The organism is Haliscomenobacter sp. (assembly GCF_965225875.1).
GTDB lineage: Bacteria > Bacteroidota > Bacteroidia > Chitinophagales > Saprospiraceae > Haliscomenobacter.
The window spans coordinates 2,416,863-2,435,554 of record NZ_CBDDBS010000003.1 but is presented as its reverse complement, the minus strand read 5'-3'; the positions used below and the strand labels follow the sequence as shown (position 1 = coordinate 2,435,554).

At 45.8% G+C, this 18,692-nt stretch carries 15 protein-coding genes; 7 read left to right on the top strand and 8 right to left on the bottom strand.

Annotation, left to right across the window (positions count from 1 at the left end; all coding sequences use genetic code 11):
- Positions 1 to 3: 3 nt before the first annotated feature.
- From ACO08K_RS29900 to ACO08K_RS29885, 4 genes are all read right to left on the bottom strand, one after another.
- Complete coding sequence (locus tag ACO08K_RS29900) at positions 4 to 1,029, bottom strand: glycoside hydrolase family 53 protein (protein ID WP_421800175.1); 1,026 nt, start codon at positions 1,027 to 1,029, stop codon at positions 4 to 6.
- 275 nt (positions 1,030 to 1,304) lie between these two features.
- Entirely contained in the window at positions 1,305 to 2,471 is a 1,167-nt protein-coding gene (locus ACO08K_RS29895) for a SusE domain-containing protein (RefSeq protein ID WP_421800174.1), read from the bottom strand.
- Between the two features lie 132 nt (positions 2,472 to 2,603).
- A complete protein-coding gene (locus ACO08K_RS29890; protein WP_421800173.1) occupies positions 2,604 to 4,169 on the bottom strand; it encodes a RagB/SusD family nutrient uptake outer membrane protein in 1,566 nt (521 codons plus the stop codon).
- Between the two features lie 21 nt (positions 4,170 to 4,190).
- Positions 4,191 to 7,136, bottom strand: a complete 2,946-nt coding sequence (locus tag ACO08K_RS29885) for a SusC/RagA family TonB-linked outer membrane protein (protein ID WP_421800172.1) — start codon at positions 7,134 to 7,136, stop codon at positions 4,191 to 4,193.
- Positions 7,137 to 7,369: 233 nt separating this feature from the next.
- Here ACO08K_RS29885 and ACO08K_RS29880 point away from each other — a divergent pair, with 233 nt between their 5' ends.
- From ACO08K_RS29880 to ACO08K_RS29865, 4 genes are all read left to right on the top strand, one after another.
- On the top strand, positions 7,370 to 7,492 hold the full coding sequence (locus ACO08K_RS29880) for a hypothetical protein (RefSeq protein ID WP_421800171.1): 123 nt from the start codon (positions 7,370 to 7,372) through the stop codon (positions 7,490 to 7,492).
- A 184-nt stretch (positions 7,493 to 7,676) separates the two neighbouring features.
- Positions 7,677 to 8,339 carry a hypothetical protein gene (locus ACO08K_RS29875; protein WP_421800170.1) on the top strand — a complete coding sequence of 221 codons (663 nt, stop codon included), beginning with the start codon at positions 7,677 to 7,679 and terminating at the stop codon, positions 8,337 to 8,339.
- A gap of 156 nt (positions 8,340 to 8,495) precedes the next feature.
- A complete protein-coding gene (locus tag ACO08K_RS29870; protein WP_421800169.1) occupies positions 8,496 to 9,137 on the top strand; it encodes a GTPase domain-containing protein in 642 nt (213 codons plus the stop codon).
- Positions 9,130 to 10,383 carry a GTPase domain-containing protein gene (locus ACO08K_RS29865; RefSeq protein WP_421800168.1) on the top strand — a complete coding sequence of 418 codons (1,254 nt, stop codon included), beginning with the start codon at positions 9,130 to 9,132 and terminating at the stop codon, positions 10,381 to 10,383. The genes ACO08K_RS29870 and ACO08K_RS29865 overlap by 8 nt, the downstream gene beginning before the upstream one ends.
- Positions 10,384 to 10,703: 320 nt before the next feature.
- Here the strand turns inward: ACO08K_RS29865 and ACO08K_RS29860 are convergent, their stop codons facing one another.
- From ACO08K_RS29860 to cdaA, 4 genes are all read right to left on the bottom strand, one after another.
- Complete coding sequence (locus ACO08K_RS29860) at positions 10,704 to 11,084, bottom strand: DUF433 domain-containing protein (RefSeq protein WP_421800167.1); 381 nt, start codon at positions 11,082 to 11,084, stop codon at positions 10,704 to 10,706.
- A gap of 259 nt (positions 11,085 to 11,343) precedes the next feature.
- A complete protein-coding gene (locus ACO08K_RS29855) occupies positions 11,344 to 12,240 on the bottom strand; it encodes an IS630 family transposase (RefSeq protein ID WP_421800585.1) in 897 nt (298 codons plus the stop codon).
- Between the two features lie 4 nt (positions 12,241 to 12,244).
- Entirely contained in the window at positions 12,245 to 12,544 is a 300-nt protein-coding gene (locus ACO08K_RS29850; protein ID WP_421795433.1) for a hypothetical protein, read from the bottom strand.
- A gap of 126 nt (positions 12,545 to 12,670) precedes the next feature.
- The gene (gene cdaA / locus ACO08K_RS29845; RefSeq protein WP_421800166.1) at positions 12,671 to 13,471 is read right to left on the bottom strand and encodes a diadenylate cyclase CdaA; all 801 of its coding nucleotides are present in this window, start codon (positions 13,469 to 13,471) and stop codon (positions 12,671 to 12,673) included.
- Between the two features lie 140 nt (positions 13,472 to 13,611).
- Here cdaA and ACO08K_RS29840 point away from each other — a divergent pair, with 140 nt between their 5' ends.
- The 3 genes from ACO08K_RS29840 to ACO08K_RS29830 all read left to right on the top strand — a co-directional run bounded on the left by ACO08K_RS29840 (position 13,612) and on the right by ACO08K_RS29830 (position 18,691).
- Positions 13,612 to 14,763: a hypothetical protein gene (locus ACO08K_RS29840; protein WP_421800165.1), complete on the top strand. Its 1,152-nt coding sequence runs from the start codon at positions 13,612 to 13,614 to the stop codon at positions 14,761 to 14,763.
- 6 nt (positions 14,764 to 14,769) lie between these two features.
- Complete coding sequence (gene pncA / locus ACO08K_RS29835) at positions 14,770 to 15,381, top strand: bifunctional nicotinamidase/pyrazinamidase (RefSeq protein ID WP_421800164.1); 612 nt, start codon at positions 14,770 to 14,772, stop codon at positions 15,379 to 15,381.
- Between the two features lie 166 nt (positions 15,382 to 15,547).
- Entirely contained in the window at positions 15,548 to 18,691 is a 3,144-nt protein-coding gene (locus ACO08K_RS29830; protein ID WP_421800163.1) for a tetratricopeptide repeat protein, read from the top strand.
- Position 18,692: the final 1 nt, after the last annotated feature.

Below are 18,692 nucleotides of genomic sequence, written 5' to 3'. Positions count from 1 at the left end.
AACTTAGTTTTTAAAGGCATTTAGCGCGGAAGTTGGCCGCCCCGAATTGTCAAAAGCGCCCAGTGTATATCCTTTCCAGCCATTGTAGGCCTGTGGTTCCCAGTACAAAACCCCCAAACCCTTGTTCCCAGAAACCGACTTAACCTTGCTGATCAAATCACTCAAAAACTGACCAGATTCCGTGGCGCTGTCCCAACTCATGCCCACTTCGACCACCATCACTTCCTTGCCATAGCGGGTCACCATGTCGTTCATATTGGCAAGGCATTGCTGGTTGAGCGTGGCCCAATCGCTCGGCGAGGGGTACAAAGACATCCCGATCACATCGTATTTGGCACCATTGGCTTTGAGGCCATCAAACATCCAGCGGAACAAGGAATTGTTGTACCCATTGGAGATGTGGGCGATGACCTTGGTTTTGGGAAAAACCGACTTTACTGCATCCGCCCCGGCATTGAACAATTGGGCGAAATTGGCCATGTTCTCTGAAGCTTTGCCATCCGGCCAAAGCATCCCATTGTTGGTTTCGTTGCCCACTTGGACCCATTCTGGTTCGACGCCGCTATTTTTTAAGGCAGTCAGCACTTCGACGGTATGAGCGGCCAGAGCCGTTTTTAAACCCGCTAAATCCAGAGCCACCCAGGCAGCGGGTTTGGTTTGTTTGCCCGGATCGGCCCAGGAATCGCTGTAATGAAAATCGATCATGATGCGCAAACCCAGGGCTTTGGCGCGTAGTGCCTTGGCGACCACATCGGCAGTGTTGTTCCAGGCAGGGGAGGGGTTGACCCATACCCGTAGCCGAATCGTGTTCATGCCCAGGGACTTCATCAACGCCATACCTTCTTGTTGGGTGCCTGCGGCGTTGTAAAATTTGAGGCCAGCTGCTTCCATTTCGGTGATCCAACTGATGTCGGCACCTTTGGCGAACTCGGTTTTAGATGGATTGGGCGGATCAACCGTGATCGGCGCATTTTTTTTGGAACAAGTGAGGCTTAAAATGATAGATAGAAATAGGATGATGCGTTTCATGCTGGCGATTTAAAAACGATGTAAGCTGTTAAGACTCCGCTTCGAAAGTTTTAGACTTTCGAAGCGCTTAGCCGAGGTAAAATGTTGCAGGATGTAGAAAATGGTGCATGCTTGAACATTCCGAAAGTCTGAAACTTTCGGAATGGGGTATGGGCACGGATTTTCAGTTCCTAAAGTTAAAAGTCAGCCCTGGGCATTGGATTAATCCAAATACCCAGGGATTGACGTAAGCACAATAATAGAACACTTAAGTAAAAAGATCTAAAAAACGCTTATTACAACTTAGTCACTTTATACGTTTTGTTGATGAACTCCACGCTGATCTTGTAAGTCCCAGCTTCATCCGGAGCAGGGATGTCTACTCCTGAATCCGCCACCAATTTCCCACCTAGTTTTACGCTTGGGGAATCGGCGTTGGCGATGGCAAATTTGTGGTCCCAACTACCATTTTGGGGCAATAGCAAGTACTTTTTGCCATTGCTCAGTGGTACGCTGATCTCAAATGCACCGCTAGAAATCTGGGTGAATTGCTGGGTAGGCACTGGCACTGGATTGTTCCAACCTCCCACCGTGGCATCACCTACGATGTACAAATTGGTGGGAGGCAATTCGGAATTGGCCACGGGGGTAACGGTGTATTTACCCTTCACAAAATCAACTACAATTTTGTAAGTCCCGCTAGCCAATGGCGCTGGGATATCCTGCCCGGAATCTACGATAAAATCGCCTCCCTCACGCATGCCTGCCGCGCCAGCATTGGCGACCGCGTATTTGTGCCCCCAGTCGCCGTTGGTAGGCAGGAAGAGGTATTTGTTGCCCCCGGTCAATTGGAAAATACCCCCAAAAGTGAATTTGTCCAACCGAGTGAATTTCTGGCTTGGCGTAGGTACCGGGTTGTTCCAACCGCCTTGGGTAGCATCACCTACAATAAACAGGTTGTCGGGCACTGGATACAACGCGATCGGCTCGGTAGAGTAGGGGCTTACCGTCAGGTTGATGGTATTCGAAACCAATTCGGTACTGGGCAAATACAAGGCTGCTTTTAAACGAATGGCTAGACTGTAATTCCGGGCGCTGTCGGCAATACCCAAATTCGCCAGCATGCGGTTGAAATCCTTGCCATTCACCAGACTGCTCACCGCATTGGTCACGGTTAAACGTTGGGGTTTGGCGAAGTTTTTCCCCAGGGAATCAATCTCCAGCGTGTAGGTCACGTTGTGACTGGTTTTGGCCCCATCAATTTGGTAATTGGGATCCGACCAGTTGAAGGTGATCACGTTTTTGGAGGAATCGGCTGGTACCAGATTGACCCGATTGACCGAACTTGACAGCGTAGGTACCGCCCCGTTGGTGAATACGGAATTGATGTCCTCTTTGCTACAGGAGCTCAGGGCCAGGCCCGCCAGGAAAAATAGGTTTATGAAACGAATGTATGCTTTCATGACTGTTTTTGTTTGATGCGAAAATGAGTTGAGGAGTTGAGATGTTGAGGAGTTGAGGCTACCGCAGCGACTTAGGCATCAGCAATGTCAAAATCGCTGCGGTAGCCTCAACTCCTTAACTTCTCAACTTTTTCAGTTGTACCCAGGATTCTGCTGCAAATTTGGATTCGTATTGATCTCCGGTGCAGGAATGGGGAAAATGTTGCGGAAACTTTCCACTGCCCGACCATTTTTGACATTGCCTTTCCAGGGCCAGAGGTAGTCAGCAGTGGTGAATTGGTTAAAACGGATGAGGTCGGTGCGGCGTTTGCCTTCCCAATGGAATTCACGGGCGCGCTCATCAATCAGATTTGCCAGTGTCAAGCTACCCAGGTCATTGTTGGTGTTTCCAAAAGCCCGGCGACGCAGCGCGTTTACATATCCTAGCGCTTCACTCGTACTGCCACCAGTACCGCCACGTACAACGGCTTCGGCATAAATCAGGTAAGCTTCGGCGAGGCGGAAAATGGGGAAATCATTGTCCACCCAGGTCAGGTTAGAACCATTGGCTCCGGCAGCAGTTTTATTCGACCATTTTTTGATGGAAAAACCATCACGGAAATTGCCAATGTCTTCAATGTCTTTTTTCTGACCAGCTTCCTGGAAATTGGCGCGTTGGTCACCAGCGCTGAATTTGTCAACCAGCGCACTGGTGGTGCGCAACCCACCCCAGGGGTTGTCTACTCCAAAATCAGCGGCCTGCATGTCGCCACCGATGGGCGCATGTACGAGGTAAGTAGTGCCACCCCAGGTGCGGGTTTTGACCCCGTCAAAAGTGGCCGCGAAAATCATTTCCGTCGACTTGTGGTTGTCAGCCAAAAACAGGTGGCGGTAATTGCCTTGCAAAGCATAACCTCCTTCGGCGATTACTTTTTTGCTGTAGGTAATGGCTTCGGTGTATTTGGCTTGCCCGGTATAGACTTGTGCATTCAGGTACAAATTGGCCAAAAGCATCCACACGGCGGCTTTGTCGGCACGACCGTATTGGTTTTGCTTGGGTGCAGGCAATTCGGCCTCGATGGCTTTGCATTCACTTTCCAGGTAGGTAAACAGGTCGGCACGAGTAATTTGCTTGGGCAAAAAGGCACCAATCGCATTTTCTTCCGTAACAAAAGACACATTGCCAAACAAATCCAGGGCATGCCAGTAGCTCAAGGCGCGCAGGAAACGAGCCTCTACTTTGTAAGCGCGCACTTTATCGGCGTCCGTTCCACTGATCCCCCGGCTACTCAAAACGCCATCTTCCGACTCGCGGATGAAGGAGTTGGCCAGGGCGATCTGGTAAAACAAACGGCTGTACATGGCCCGCAGGAAGTTGTCCGCTGGAGTCCAGTCCATTTCATGAAAATCCTTGATGGTTTGGTCGTTCCAACCGATCACGGCTTCATCGGTGCACAATTCCTGGAGGTTCCAATAATTGCGGAGGTAGGAGGAAAAACCTTCGTCAATACCACCCAGGTCACCACTGCCATCGGGCCCATTGTTACCCGTCAGGGAAAGGCCACCGTAAATTTTGGCCAGCGAGCTACGATAGCCAGCTTCGTTGGCATACAGTTTTTCGGCAGTCAGACCATTCTCAGGCGAACGATCCAGGTCTTTGGTACAGTCCACCAAAAAGACTGCACAAATTATGAGGAGAATGAATTTTAAATTTTTCATGATTCTTTTTTTGAGATCTGACTAAAACTCCAGGTTAACACCGAGCGCAAACACGCGTGGACGTGGGTAAATGGCATTGTCGATGCCCCCCGCGATTTCGGGATCCAGGCCACTGTACTTGGTCACTACGAATACGTTTTGTACACTGGCGTTGAGGCGGGCGGTCATGCCAGACTTGCCCATTGTGCCGAGGTCGTAGCCAAAATAAAGATTGTCCATACGCAGGAAGGAGGCGTCTTCCAGGTAATAATCCGCCCAGGTTTGGCGATTGTCGAAACGAGTGTTCAAAATGTCGCGGTGGGCATTGCTCAGGTAGCCCTGGTTGGGGAAGATGCTTTGGTAAATACCCGCGCCAGCTTTTACCGCATTGTACATGTAGTTGCCCACGTTGGAGCGCATCACACAACCAAAACTGAGTTTCTCGTAAGTGCCACTCAGGGTAAAGCCGAAGTAGGCATTTGGTTCTGGGTTTTTGTACCAACGTTTATCGGTTTCACCCAGGGTGCCGCTGCCATCCAGGTCTTTGTACAAACCTTCGATGGGGTTGCTCTGCTCGTCATACACGGTTTTGTACAGGAAAAAAGTACTGGGTCGGTAACCCACGCTGTGTTTTTGTACAAAGTTGAAACCCGTTCCACCTACATCTGCGCCCAGGAAATTGGGGTCGCTGATGAGCTGCAGTTTGGTAATTTCATTTTGCAGGATAAAGGTGGCGTTAACGCCCAGATCAAGGCTGAATTTGGCGTTGCTGACTACCTTGGTGTTGAGCGCCAATTCCAGACCCTGGTTGCGGATCGAACCAACGTTGGTCAGCAGGTTATTGGTAAAGTTGGTGCCCGCTGGGACTGGCACTACGGCCAACAAGTCACGGGTGTTTTTGATGAAAAAGTCGGCGCTAAAGCTGAGTTTGCTGTCAAAAAGGCCAAGGTCCAAACCGATGTTTTGGGTTTCGGTTTTTTCCCACTGCAAGTTGGCATCGTAACCTTGGGGCCGAACCACGGTGACAAACTCATTGCCAAACTGGTATTGCGCTGCCGCATCTCCATAGAAATAGTTGGCCTGATAGCCATAGTCAGCAATGCCATCCTGTTGGCCGATGGTACCCCAACCCAGTCGGAGCTTCAGATCGGAGATGGTTTTGCTGCCCTTCAAAAATGCTTCATTGCTGATGCGCCAGGCCAGGGCTGCGGATGGGAAATTGCCCCAACGTGCATCCGGGTTGAAGCGGGAAGAGCCGTCTCGGCGCAAGGTAAAGGTCAAAAGATAACGATCCCAGGCGCTGTAATTCAAACGGCCGTAAAAGGAGACCAGCGTATTTTGGGTAGAAAAATCAATCCCGGCGGGTTCAAACTCGGTGCCATCGGCGCGTAAGTCAGGAAAGCTGGGCGATTCGGTTTTCCAGTCTTGCCAGGAATACCCGGCGATAAAGTCCAAACGGCTGTGAATGGCATCGAATTCCTTGGCATAGTTGAGGTAAAACTCCAGCAGTTTGTTGCTACGGGTTTGTTTGTACTGATTATTGGTACCACCCCGGTTGGCTTGTGAAGCAGCTGCGGCGGGAACAAAGACCGTTCCGGAGCCCCAACTTTGGTCCATACCCAGGTTCAAATTGGCGCGCAGTTCGGGTAGGAAGTGCATTTTGTAATCCAACTGTACATTGCCGATCAAACGGTCAGAGTTACCCTTGTCTTCCCGCATGTACAACAAACCGAGAGGGTTGCGTGCCGCGTTGAAATTGGGTTGTGCACCGTTGAGCCACTCGAAGTAGCCACCAAAAGGCTGTTCGCCGGAGTAAATCGGCTGGGTGGGGTCGAAATATACGGCAGCACCCACTGCACCCTGGTTGGCGAAGAAACTGTTGGTTTGGGCGTATTTGGAATTGACTTTGACGGAAAGGTGGTTGTCCAAAAAGCTGGGCGAGAGGTTCAATGCTACGGAGGTCCGTTGCAAGTTGTCGCGCAGCAGAATCCCGTTTTGGTTCAAATATCCAACCGAGAGGCGATAAGGCAAACGTTTGATGCCCCCACTAAAGGAGACGTTGTTGTCAGTAGTAAAAGCACCCCGGTAAATTTCCTCTTGCCAGTTGGTGCTGGCGGTACCCACCAGTTGGCGGTCAGCGGAGGAGGCAATGGTTCCGGTGTAATTGTTGACTACCGAGCGGAATTCGTCAGCAGTCAAAACGTCAACTGCACCTGTTTTGAAACCGACCGAGTTCAGGCTGGAGAAGTTGACCTTGAACTGGCCTGCTCCGCCACTTTTGGTGGTGATCAGGATGACCCCATTGGCTGCCCGTGAACCATAAATGGCAGCGGCGGAGGCGTCTTTCAGGATGTTGAAACTTTCAATGTCGTTGGCGTTGAGCAAGGCGAGTGGGTTGGCTACGCCGGAAATCCCGCCGTTGTCGACAGGCACGCCGTCGATAACGATCAGCGGTGAGTTGCTGGCATTCAAAGAACTACCGCCCCGAATGCGAATGCGGCTACCCGAACCCGGTGCACCACTGCCCGGAGTGATTTGTACCCCGGCTACTTTACCGGCAATCAATTGTTCGGGGGTGGAAATTTGACCCTTTTGGAAGTTGTTGGCCGAAACGGTGGCTACCGAGCCGGTCAGGTCTTTTTTCTTGGCGGTACCATATCCGACTACGACCAATTCTTCCAGGTAGTTTTTGGCTTCTTCCAAAACGATGTTTAAAACGGTGGCCGTACCAACTGTTTCGAAATGTGCTTTGAAGCCGGTGAAGGAAATTTCCAGTACATCACCTACTTCGGCGACGAGGCTGAATTCGCCTTTTTCGTCGGTAACGGTTCCGGTTTGTTTGGCTTTGCTGAACACTGTTGCGCCGGGCAATGGTTCTTTGGACGTGTCGACTACCCGTCCGCTGAGGGTGACTTGCTGGCCCCAGGCTACCACGCTGAAGAGCATGGCGAGCAGGAGCAAGCCAATGTGATGCGATCTGATTTTCATGATGTGACTAGTTAAGTGTGTTCACGCTGAACTAGCACAAAATTAGGTGGAGTGGGGGAAGGGGTTTTGTGCAGATCGTCATAGTTTTAGTGCAAATCGTCAGAAATGGTGGGGTGGGGAGCTAGTTTTTGGAATTAGGGCAATGAATGAGGTATGCTGTGAAAACGGAGAACCATGCTTACCCCTATTTGATTCTTCTGCTTTTTGAATTATATTTGTACAAAGTACTACACATGACGAAGATTATTATCCAAGTTGAACGAAGTGAAGATGCCAAGCTACTGGAGGCCTTTGCCAATAGGCTTGGTCTGGTCTATGCTTATCAAGATGATTCAACTTCTACCGAAGCTTCTTAGATGTTAGATGATGAGTAGGTGAAAGCCATCAATGGTAGTTGGAATGATTTTCCGGAAACAGCAGAGGAAATGATTGCTGTGATTGAGGACAATCGAACATTGGGTAGAGCAATTGAAATGTTATGAGTTTTTATTGGATACCAATCGTTCAACTGTTTTTTAGATAAACTTTATAACCTGTCCTATGACTTTGATTTCACGTTATATTTCTGAAGATTACATCATCGTGGCAGCTGATAAAAGAGTTACTAGTTTTGATAAAGTCGAAAGAAACGCGATTTCTGTAGATAGCGCCCAAAAGGTATTTCTAGGAGAAAACTATTGCATCGCCATTCAAGGAGCTGCTAGAACAACGAAATCTAATTATGCGCTACGGATCAAAGAATTTGTTAACAAAAACAAGAAGGTATCGCCGCCTCAATTGATAGAAAATATATTGTCCGAATTTGAAGATGCTTCTACTGATTTAGACGTTGATGAGCTAAATTTGATTATTTCAGGCAGTGATAAAGGACGTCTTTTTTCGTTTTTTGTTGACGTAAAGAACAGCGATGCAAAAGAAAGTACAGAAGACGAAATGGGATTGAGATTTAATGCTGCTGCGTCTTCAGATGATATGTTGTTTCGACAAGCAAAAATTTTTATTCACCAATTTTTTCAAGCAAAAAAATTACTAAGTGGTTTCAAACTAGACGATTTGAGTCAATTTGACTTCTCTGATATTGTAGATGCTTTCAAAAGTATGTACACTCGTTTTGGTCAAAATGATGACAGATATCCTTATATTAGCGAAAAATTTGAACTTTATGTGATTCACAAAGGTGGTAAAATTAGAAAAATTTTGTAGAAGGATACGTTTCCAAGGGTTGCATTATCTTGAATGAAATTTGGCATAGTGCAGTGAAGTAGCGCCATAGAAATTGGTTGTTTGTCGAATTTGACTATATAATTCATCGAAATGTAGACCTTAAAAATAAAAAAACAAATAAATTTATAGAAAAAAATGACGGGAATAGAAATAGCTTTGATTATGATGGGTACAAGAGCGCTAATCAAAGCATTAGCAGGTAAACCTGACTCAGTGCAAGAAAATAAACCACCACCTGTGGTTGAAGACTCAATTTGTTTAGTTGGGCGAACTGGAAGCGGAAAATCTAGTACTGGCAATGCTCTTCTTAACAAGGAATTTTTCTTAGTAGGCGTTGAACATGGATCGACCCAATCATCAATTGTTACTGAGTATAAGAATGGATACAAAATCATTGATACGCCTGGATTGTTGGATGAACGAAATTATGAAAATGAAGTGTTATACCAAATACAACGGAGTAAAATAATCGTCTATGTAACTTCAGGGCAGTTATATAGAGAAGAATTAGATTTTTTAAAAAAGGTTAAACAAATATATTTTACAAATAGGCATAAATTGCTTTTATTTGTGAATAAGCAAGATGAAACTGAACATTTCATGCCAAGTATTCAGAGGCTGACAATGAGGGAAAAGGTCATAAACCAAGTATCTGAATACATATCAAAAGAGTCTGTTGTGTTTGGATCCGCATCTCCTTCCTTCAATGGAGTAAAAACATTTTCTAACGTTTCGGAATTGATTTCAAAACTTGATAACTATATAACACATGAGTAACAATCAGAATGAGGAAATTAAGAATGAAATGGCTCTCCTTCAAGAAGAACTTGAACAAAGCCTCAAAATCATTCTTAGTGATATTGGGAAGAAGTTTGATAAGGCAGAGCTTGAAGCCATTAAGAAAGAAATAACTGATATTAATGAACTAATTGAAAGGCTTAAAAGTGGATTCATCTGGATAGCTCTTTTTGGAAAAACAAGTGTGGGGAAATCAGCAATTGCCAACGCTTTAATTGGGGAGGATATTGCTACTGTTGGGATTGAACATGATTTAACTACTGAACCGACTGGCTACGCTAAAGAGCCATGGATGATTGTTGATGTCCCTGGAATAATGGGAGAAGAAGTGAATGAATTAGTTGCTCTGGAAGAAGCTAAAAAAGCACATGGCCACATTTTTGTTGTTGATGAAGAGCCTCTAGGCCCAGAGCTGAAATTGTTTGATTTAGTATCTTCATTCATGCCGGATGCTCCTAGGATAGTTTTTGTAAACAAAATCGACCGTCTTGAGCACATGCCAAAAAAAGATAAGGATAAAGTAATTGAGTTAATAAAGGAAAAAATGCAAAAGTATGTAAAATCTGAAAATGATATCGTTTTTGGTAGTGCAGAGCTTTATGACTCAAGTCAAGATATTATGATACGTCAGCGGCTAATAAATTTAGAAGACAGACTATATGAGGACGCAGGTACGTTGGGCCAAATTATTAATGTTTTAGACCCTGCAAAAAAAGCAGATGATCTAACCGAAACTATTAGAGAAAAAGTACTCTCAATCAGACGGAAAGTTGCTAGGAAAGTCATTCAAGCTTTCGCAATTGCTGAGATTGCAAGCTCAGTTGTACCGTTTGGTTCATTATTAGTTACTCCTGGGTTACTAGGAAGTTTAACAATTGCCCTGGTGTCTATAATGTATAAGGGCGACAAGAAGAGTATCGATAAAACAAAGGTAACAAAAGATGTTCTTAGAGTTTGTGGCGAATTCCTTGCAGCAGATTTTGTTGCTGTCGCTGTTGCAGATGTTGTAATAGATGTATTAGGATTAGGTATTTTCGGAATGATTGCAGATGTAGCCGGTTTATCATATTTTAAATATAGAAGAACATTGATATTTGGAGAGGCTATGTTAATTTACATTGAAAATGGGTTTACTTTTGGTAACGATGCTAAGACGTCAATTGTTAAAGCTAAGCAGAGAGCATCAGAACATTATCAAGTTTTTTCAAAAAACAGGAGTAAATAAATCCGTTTATAGTTGAAAAAAATTGAAAATCAATTAACTAACCTTTTCTTTTTTCGACCCGTTCTTTTGAGAATTCTTAGCAACGGGTCGAAATTTTTTCTTATGCCTTACAGAGTTAGGTTTTGTGCAAATCATTTCAGCGAAATCTTTTAGAATAAGCACATTTGCACAAAACCTTAGGCCCAATGATTTAAGAAATGGTAAAAAATAAGTTATGAGTTGTTGATTGTAAACGGCTTGAATAAAAAGGTGTTGTCCAAGTTTTGCTACTTCAGCGTGTTTCCTCCATACCAAGCAAGTGTGCTCTTCAAAGAATATGGTCACGCTTCATTATTTTGGAGCATTTTAGACTCTATCTCTTTTTGGTAAATGAGGTAATAATTCCAGGCATTATCCAAATCCTGTTGCCGCAATGTGGGATAATTTTCCAGTAATTCAGCATCATTAAAGCCTAACTTCTTCGAGGCAACCAATGACCAAACGGGTATTCTGGTAGGAATGATGCAAGCGCTTCCACCACAAACCCCTAGTGTTTTTTCAATTCCAAGAAAAGCTTGTGCATCTCCATCTGCAACTTTTTGAATCAGCATGGCCCTTTCACCAGGGGTGAATTCGGAGAGTAATGCTTCGACTTTTTGTAAAGCGGTCATTGCAGTTTTGTTTAAGTCCATAAAATTATTGGATAAAGCAATAAAAAGCAAGGTTATCGGACCACTTTGAACGAATAAACCCCAAAACGGTAATTGCCTAACCCCCGAATCAAAGAACGCTGCATTTAATGTCCCCCCACACTACTGGACAATTTTGTACTTCAGAAGCGAAGGACATGAATTGCCACGTGCTTTAGCGCGTGGATGGATGTTGCCTTTTTGATGGACTTTAGTCCTTGTATTTATTTTTATGCTAGGGCTAAAGCCCATTTTAAAAAAAACTGCTAACCACGCGCTAATGAAGTTTTCTTTAAAAAGCGTTCTTTGACATATTGGAACTAGCATCAGCGAAAGGGCGATAAAAAGGCGACTGTAAAGCCCTTAGGCCCACATATTGAAGCAAAGGCTGGTTTTGATGACCAGGTTGTGCAAACCATTGTTCGACTTTAATTTTCAATGCATCCCATTGATCGACCAGGCGATGATTGTGCAAAAGATCTTGCTTGAGCCATCGCCACATTTTTTCAATGGGATTGAGCCAAGAAGCATAAGTGGGCAAAAACAACAATTGAACGGGTAAATTTTTACCCTTGAACTTTGCTTTAGGCTTGAGATGTTGCCATGATTTGGGTAAAATTATGGGGAATGGAGATTGCTGAGGAGCTAAAGCAGCAAGGACGTCGGGGTGAAAATGAACCGGCCAATTATCCAGGATGACCCAAATGGTTTTTTGAGGATGCTTCAGGGTGAGTTCCTCAAAAAATTGAATGATGGTGGGTACCTTGATTTTATGACGAATCAAATAGTGGGTTTGGCCCGTTAGTCCATTTAAAGCGCCACAGATTCTGAACGTTTTATTGGAATAATGACCTAATCTACACAAGGGTTGCTTTTGCGAAGCTGGACTCCAGTCATAGCCAATCGTGGGCTGGAGATATACGGTGAGCTGATCCAAGAAATAAATTTCCTGCTCTCCAGGATTATGGCTTCGGATTTGCTGTAGCAGGTACTCTACTTTGGCCTGATAAGCTGGATCAGGGCTATGTACATATTGGCGTGCTCGTAAATGGCGAACCCCAATTTTTTTGAGTACTTGCCACACTCCACCCAGGGAGTAGTCCTTAAATGCCTCGATCTTTTCCCTCAATGCCTTTAGCGTCCACCGACTTTGATCTAAACCAAAGTTAGTTGGACTTTGACCTACCACCAACTCAACCTGGGTTTGTAGTTGTGGGGGGCTTAGAGGGGGAAAACCCAGGCTTACGACCGCGGCCTGCCTTTTGTTCTAAGCCTTTGATGCCTCCTGCTTTGTAGCGAACCACCCAGTCATAGACCGTGTTCTTGCGCCGACGTCGCAGTAAGCCTTTGTTTGCAACTTCGTTGCCAAAGGAACCAGACGCAATTTGTAAAATGGCACTCGCTCGCTCTCGAAGATAGGGCTTGGGTGAACGTTTCAAGAGGCCTTCCAAGGCTTCTTTTTCCCCTTCGCTCAAGGTTAGATAGATTCTCATCTCTCCTCTTTTTGATGCTAAGTTACCAATATTTCAAAGATCGTTTTTTACGAAAAACTTCATAAGCACGTGGCAATTCATGTCCTCCGAGTAAAATGTGCAGTAGTGTGTGCCCCCTCTTACCCCTCACAAATGCAGCCCCAAAAACACATCCAACTCCTCCATCTCCACATCTTGCTTCAACACGCCCTCATAAGCCCAACTGATCTGCCCGGTTTCTTCCGAAACCACCAGGGCAGCTACCTGCAGTTGCTCGCTGGCACCCACTGCTGCCCGGTGCCGCAGGCCAACTTTGGGCGGTAAATTTGAACTTTCAGAAAGCGGCAATACTCCGCCCGCCGACAGGATTTTTCCTTTGCGGATGATCACTGCACCATCGTGCAAAGGGCTGGTTTTATTAAAAATACTCTCCAGCAATTGTTCGCTGATGTTGGCATTGATGGGAATACCGGGGTAGGCCAGGCTATCCATATTGGTGTCCTTTGCCAAAATGATCAGGGCCCCGGTTTGTTGGGCACTGAGGTGCAAAAGGGCTGTTTTGATGGCTTTTAACTCTTTTTTGAGATCCTTTTGAGGCTCGGTATCACTCCGGCCGAGCAGGAATTTTACCAAAAAATTCGAGCGTTGCTGCAAAGTGTTTTTGCCCAGGAGTAGTAAAAAATTGCGGACTTCCTGCTGGAAAATAATTACAATCACAATCACGCCCACACTCACAAACTTGTCCAATACCGCTGAAAGCAACTGCATTTCCAATTGGCGCACCAGCCAGTAAAACACGTACAGGGTGAGCACCCCAATGAAAATATTAAAGGCGATATTGCCCCGCAACAGGCGATAAATCAGGTACATCAAATACCCTACAATTAAGATATCTAATAAGTCCCAAATGCGGATGGGTAAAAAGCCTATTTTAAAAAGTAAGAGCATATTTTTTGTTGACCATGCAAAAATGATACAAATAGCGCAAGTTGTCCACTTTTTACGAGTGAATTATCGTTATTTTTGTGGTCAGAGTGTGTTTGCACTCTCAATCATCGTCCCAATTAGCCAAGCTATTTACGCGCAGCATGAAAACACGTTTATTATTCCTCATCCCGATCTGTTTTGCCTGTACCCTCTTAACGGCACAAGTCATTCGCCAAAATGCTCAGGGCGAAAAGATTATTGTTTATCCGGACGGTACCTGGAAATATTTCAATGAGAAAAAAAGTGGAGGAGGGAGTGACTATCCTGTATATGAAGCTTCGGTAACTCCTTTTGACAATCCAGTGCTCATCACCGAGGCGGATGCCCTCAAAATAGCAACCCGTCGGGCCCAATTGGCGCGCGAAGCTGCTGATATTGCCAAGGAAAGGGCAAGCAAAGCGACCGAACAACGCCTGAAACTGGAACAAGACTTCACCGCAGCCTCCGCACGCGAAACTGCGGAAAGTGAAAACCTGCGCCGCCTCAATATCCGCCTCAGTGCAGCCCGCAAAACGGAAGTAGAGTCCAAAAACGAGGCCTTGATTGCTCAACAGGAATTGGCTAAGGCCGACGAGCTGACGCAAAAGGGCAATATCCTGGAAGTCTTTAAAGCCGCCGAAGCAAGCCGCAAAAATCAAATTTACTTCCCCAAAGCCGATGCGCTTTCTGCTGACTTTTTTTCCTCCATCAATCCAACTACGCCGTATTACCAGGATTTTGTCAAAACCAATCCTTACTACGGTCTGGAAAAACAGGTTCAGTGCAAATTTAAATTCAATGGCAAAGACCCTAGCACAGGACGGCTGCGTAAAGAACTGGATGCCCAACACCTTTTCAGTTTCACGGACGACAAACTGCGCCTTTTCCTCAAAGACAAAGAATACCTGAGTTGCAAAGGTTACTTGAGCAGTTTGGATGGAGGTTATCGTTTTTTGACCCTGGAATTCACTTTTTCCACCCCCAATGCCAAAGAAGCCTATGGTTTTATTGAAAAAGGCAGCATCCTGACCATCCGACTGATCAATGGCGATTTTATCAACCTGAAATCGGGTACCATGGATCGGGGGAGCTACGACACCAAGGAAAATCTGTTGACCTACCGCGTGCACTACGGTATTGCTTCGGATCAATTGGGCTTTTTGGAAAAAAGTGAAGTGGATAAAATTCGGGTCTTTTGGAGCAGTGGATACGAGGAATACGAAGTATACCAACTGGATTTTTTCATGAAACAACTGGCTTGTTTAGACAAATAACGCGTAATGAAAACCCTTCTACTGATTGATTTACAAAACGACTTTTGCCCCGGCGGTGCCTTAGCCGTTGATGAAGGCAACTTGTTGATTCCCATTGCGAATACATTGATGCCAAAGTTTGATTTAGTATTGGCTACTCAGGATTGGCATCCAGCTACCCACGGTAGTTTCGCCGCTAATCACCCCTGGCGCAAACCCGGACAAGTGATTGATCTCAATGGATTGTCCCAGGTACTTTGGCCCATTCACTGTGTGCAGGAAAGTTTTGGAGCCGAATTTGTCAAAGACCTTAATACTGAGGGCATTCATAAAGTGTTTGTCAAAGGCACTGATCCTGAAATTGACAGCTACAGCGGTTTTTTTGACAATGGTCACCGCAAAGCCACTGGTTTGGGTGATTACCTCAAAGCGCAAGGTGTGACCGAATTGTGGGTGATGGGCATTGCTACGGACTATTGTGTGAAATTTACCGTGTTGGATGCTTTGGAATTGGGTTTCAAGGTCAATTTGATCGAAGACGCTTGCCGCGGCGTGAACCTGCAAGCAGGTGATGTCACGCAGGCTGTGATTGATATGCAAAACAAAGGAGCAAACCTTGTGCTGTCGCAAGACATATAAGTTTCCTTTAGTTATGTTAAAATTTTATAAATTTCTCCCTTTATTGGGTTAAAACTGTAGGGTAAAACGTTGGATGATGCATCCAATTATTTGGTCTACAAGCCATAAGTGCCAGATATAAACCATTAACTGGTACTTGAATCCCTAAACGGATAATCAAACAAAGATGATGACCAAAAAGGTTCTTTTGTTGCCTTTACTGCTGTTGTGCTTCCTCTCCCTTCACGCACAGCAAACAGCAGTGTACACCGAAGCCAACCGAGCTTTCAAACGCGGCGTAACGCTGTATGAACAAGGCGTTTTGGCCAAAGCCAAACGTGAATTCCAGAAAGCCATTGACTTAAGTTTGCCTATAAACGAAACAGCTGCGGAGAGCTTTCGTACCCGGGCAGCATTGTATATGGCCAAATGTGCAGTTGAATTGCGCCAAAAGGAAGGTGAAATCATGACCATGGATTTCATCCGCTCCTTCCGTCCCGATCCTGAATACCAGGAAGCCTTGATGGATATGGGCAACTATTACTTCAACGTAGCGGATTATGCCAAAGCACTGGAGTTTTACAACGAAGTGCCTACTTTGGGAATGTCCAAGAGCACTTTGACCCAGATGCGTTTTCGCCAGGGCTACGCCAATTTTGCACTGAAAGAATTTAATCTGGCCAAGTCGTTTTTCCGCGACGTCATTGCTGAGGCGGATGGTGAATATTATGCACCAGCCAATTATTACATGGGTTTAAGCTCTTTTTTTGAAGGAGATTATGCCCAGGCGGCAACCTCCTTGCAAATTGTGGAGAGCAACCCTACCTACCGGCCCTATATTCCTTTTTACCTGACCCAAATCCTGTTTGCACAGAAAAAATACCAGGACGTCATTGCCTATGCTGAGCCTAAAGCGAATGACAAAGGTATTCGGGACTTGAAGGAAATCCAGCAGTTGGTTGGTCAATCCTATTTCGAATTGGGCAATTACCAAAGGGCATTGCCCTATTTGGAATACTATCAGGAGAATTCCAAAAAATTGCGCGAGGAAGAATTGTACCAAATCGGGTATACCCAATACCAAACGGGTAATTTTCAGAAGGCCATTCAAACCTTAAAACCTTTGTCAGGAGCTGAATCTCCCATTGGTCAAAACGCCATGTTTTATTTGGCTGACTGTTACCTGAAAGTCAACCAGAAGAACAATGCATTAAACGCTTTAGCTGCGGCCAAACGTTTGAATTTTGATCCAGTCATCAAGGAGGAGGCAACCTTCAACTATGCCAAGTTGGCTTATGAGTTGAACCAACCCCGCGAAGCAGTAGCCAACCTGACTGATTTTGCGCCCAATTCACGCTACTATCAGGATGCTCAGCGCTTGTTGGCTGATGTGTTGCTCAACTACCGGGACTATCAACAAGCACTGGAAATCATCACAGATATTCGCCGCCGCAATGGGGGAGGATTACAGCCTCAAATGCAGGCAACTTATCAAAAAGTGGCCGTAAACCGGGGCTTGCAATTGTTGCAAAACAATGAAAACCAGGCTGCACGCGAGATTTTGCAAAAATCGCTGGAGAATCCGATAGACATGAGCGTTCAAGCAATCGCCCTCTTTTGGTTGGGTGATGTTGCGCATCGCGAAAAGAACTACCAGGAAAGCGCTCAATACCTGGATCGCTTCCTCGGTTTGTCCCGTAGCATCAGCAATTTGCCCGAAGAATCTTCGGTAGCTACGGCCAACTACATTCAGGGCTACAACCTAATCAAACAAGACAACTATGAGCGTGCACGTGGATTTTTCCAGGCTACGGTCGACGGTATCAACCGCAACCGCAGCTTGTACCGCAACGACAAAGTAGCCAATAACGTGCTGGGTGATGCTACGCTGCGTCTGGGTGACTCTTTCTTCAAGTTCAACCAGTACGACAATGCCTTGCGGTATTACAACGAAGCCATCGACCGCAAATACGGCGGTTTTGACTATGCCATTTATCAGAAGGCGATTATCGAAGGCTTGCGTGGCCGCAGAACGGAAGAAATTGCTGCCTTGGAGCGTTTGACCCGGGACTTCCCTGGCTCTGAATTTGCCGACGACGCACTCTTGCGCATTGGACAAACCTATCAGGAAATTGGCCGTGCCAACGACGCCATCCCTCATCTACAAAACCTGGTAACCAAGTACCGCGGCAAATCACCGCTGGTCAATCAGGGTTTTCTCGCCCTGGGCTTGATCAACTACAATGCGGGCAACTACGATGGGGCGATCAACTATTACAAGCAGGTGTTTAAAAATAGCCCCGAAGCTAGTGAAGCCAATTTGGCTCGGGCCTCTTTGGAAGAAATTTATGTGAAAGACCTGGGTAAACCCGGTGAATATTTCGCCTTCCTGGAAACCATTCCTGGCTACAAGGTGGACAACCTCAAACGTGACTCCGTCAATTTCCGTGCTGCTGAAATCAAGTACGAAAATGCGGACTATCCACGTGCCATTGAAGGTTTTACCAGCTACATCCGCTCTTTTCCACAAGGTTTGTATTTGTCAACCGCTTATTTCCATCGGGGCGATTCTTACGTAGCTACCCAACAGTATAGCCTGGCATTGAAAGATTACGACTGGGTAATCCTACAGGGAGCTGGCAAATTCTACGTAAAAGCCCTGGAAAAAGGCGCCGTCATTGCGTACAACCACGAACTGGATTTCAACAAAGCCTACAAGTACTATTCAGATTTGGAAAGGGCCAGCACGGATGAAAACATCATCTTTGAAGCTCAACTCGGTGCCATGCGTAGCGCTTACCGGGCGGGCAACAAACCAGCAGTTGCTGCTCTGGCCCAAAAAGTAGCCAGCAATCCCCGAGCCAATGCCGCTCAAATCTCTACGGCCAATTTCTACATCGGCAAACAGGCTTTTGACAACAATGACTATACCAACGCACTGCCTGCACTGCAAAAAGTAGTACAAACCAGCGACAACGAACAAACCGCAGAAGCCCGCTACCTCATCGCTTTTATCAATTACAAACAACGCAATCTAGACCGGGCTCAACAGTTGTGTTTGGAAGCGAACCAAAAAAGTTCCGCCTATCCTTTTTGGGTAGCCAAGAGTGTACTCCTCCTGGCGGACGTATTTGCTGATAAAGGAGACTTGTACAACGCCAAAGCAGCTTTGGAAGCATTGCTGGAAAACTTTGATGAGGACAAAGACTTGGTGAATACTGCCAAAACCCGTTTGGCTCAGATCAACAAACAAATTGAGGCTAGTTCTCCGCTGAACAAAACCCCTGAGAGCAATCTGTTGGAGTTTCAGAAGAGTGGCGGTGGTAATTGAT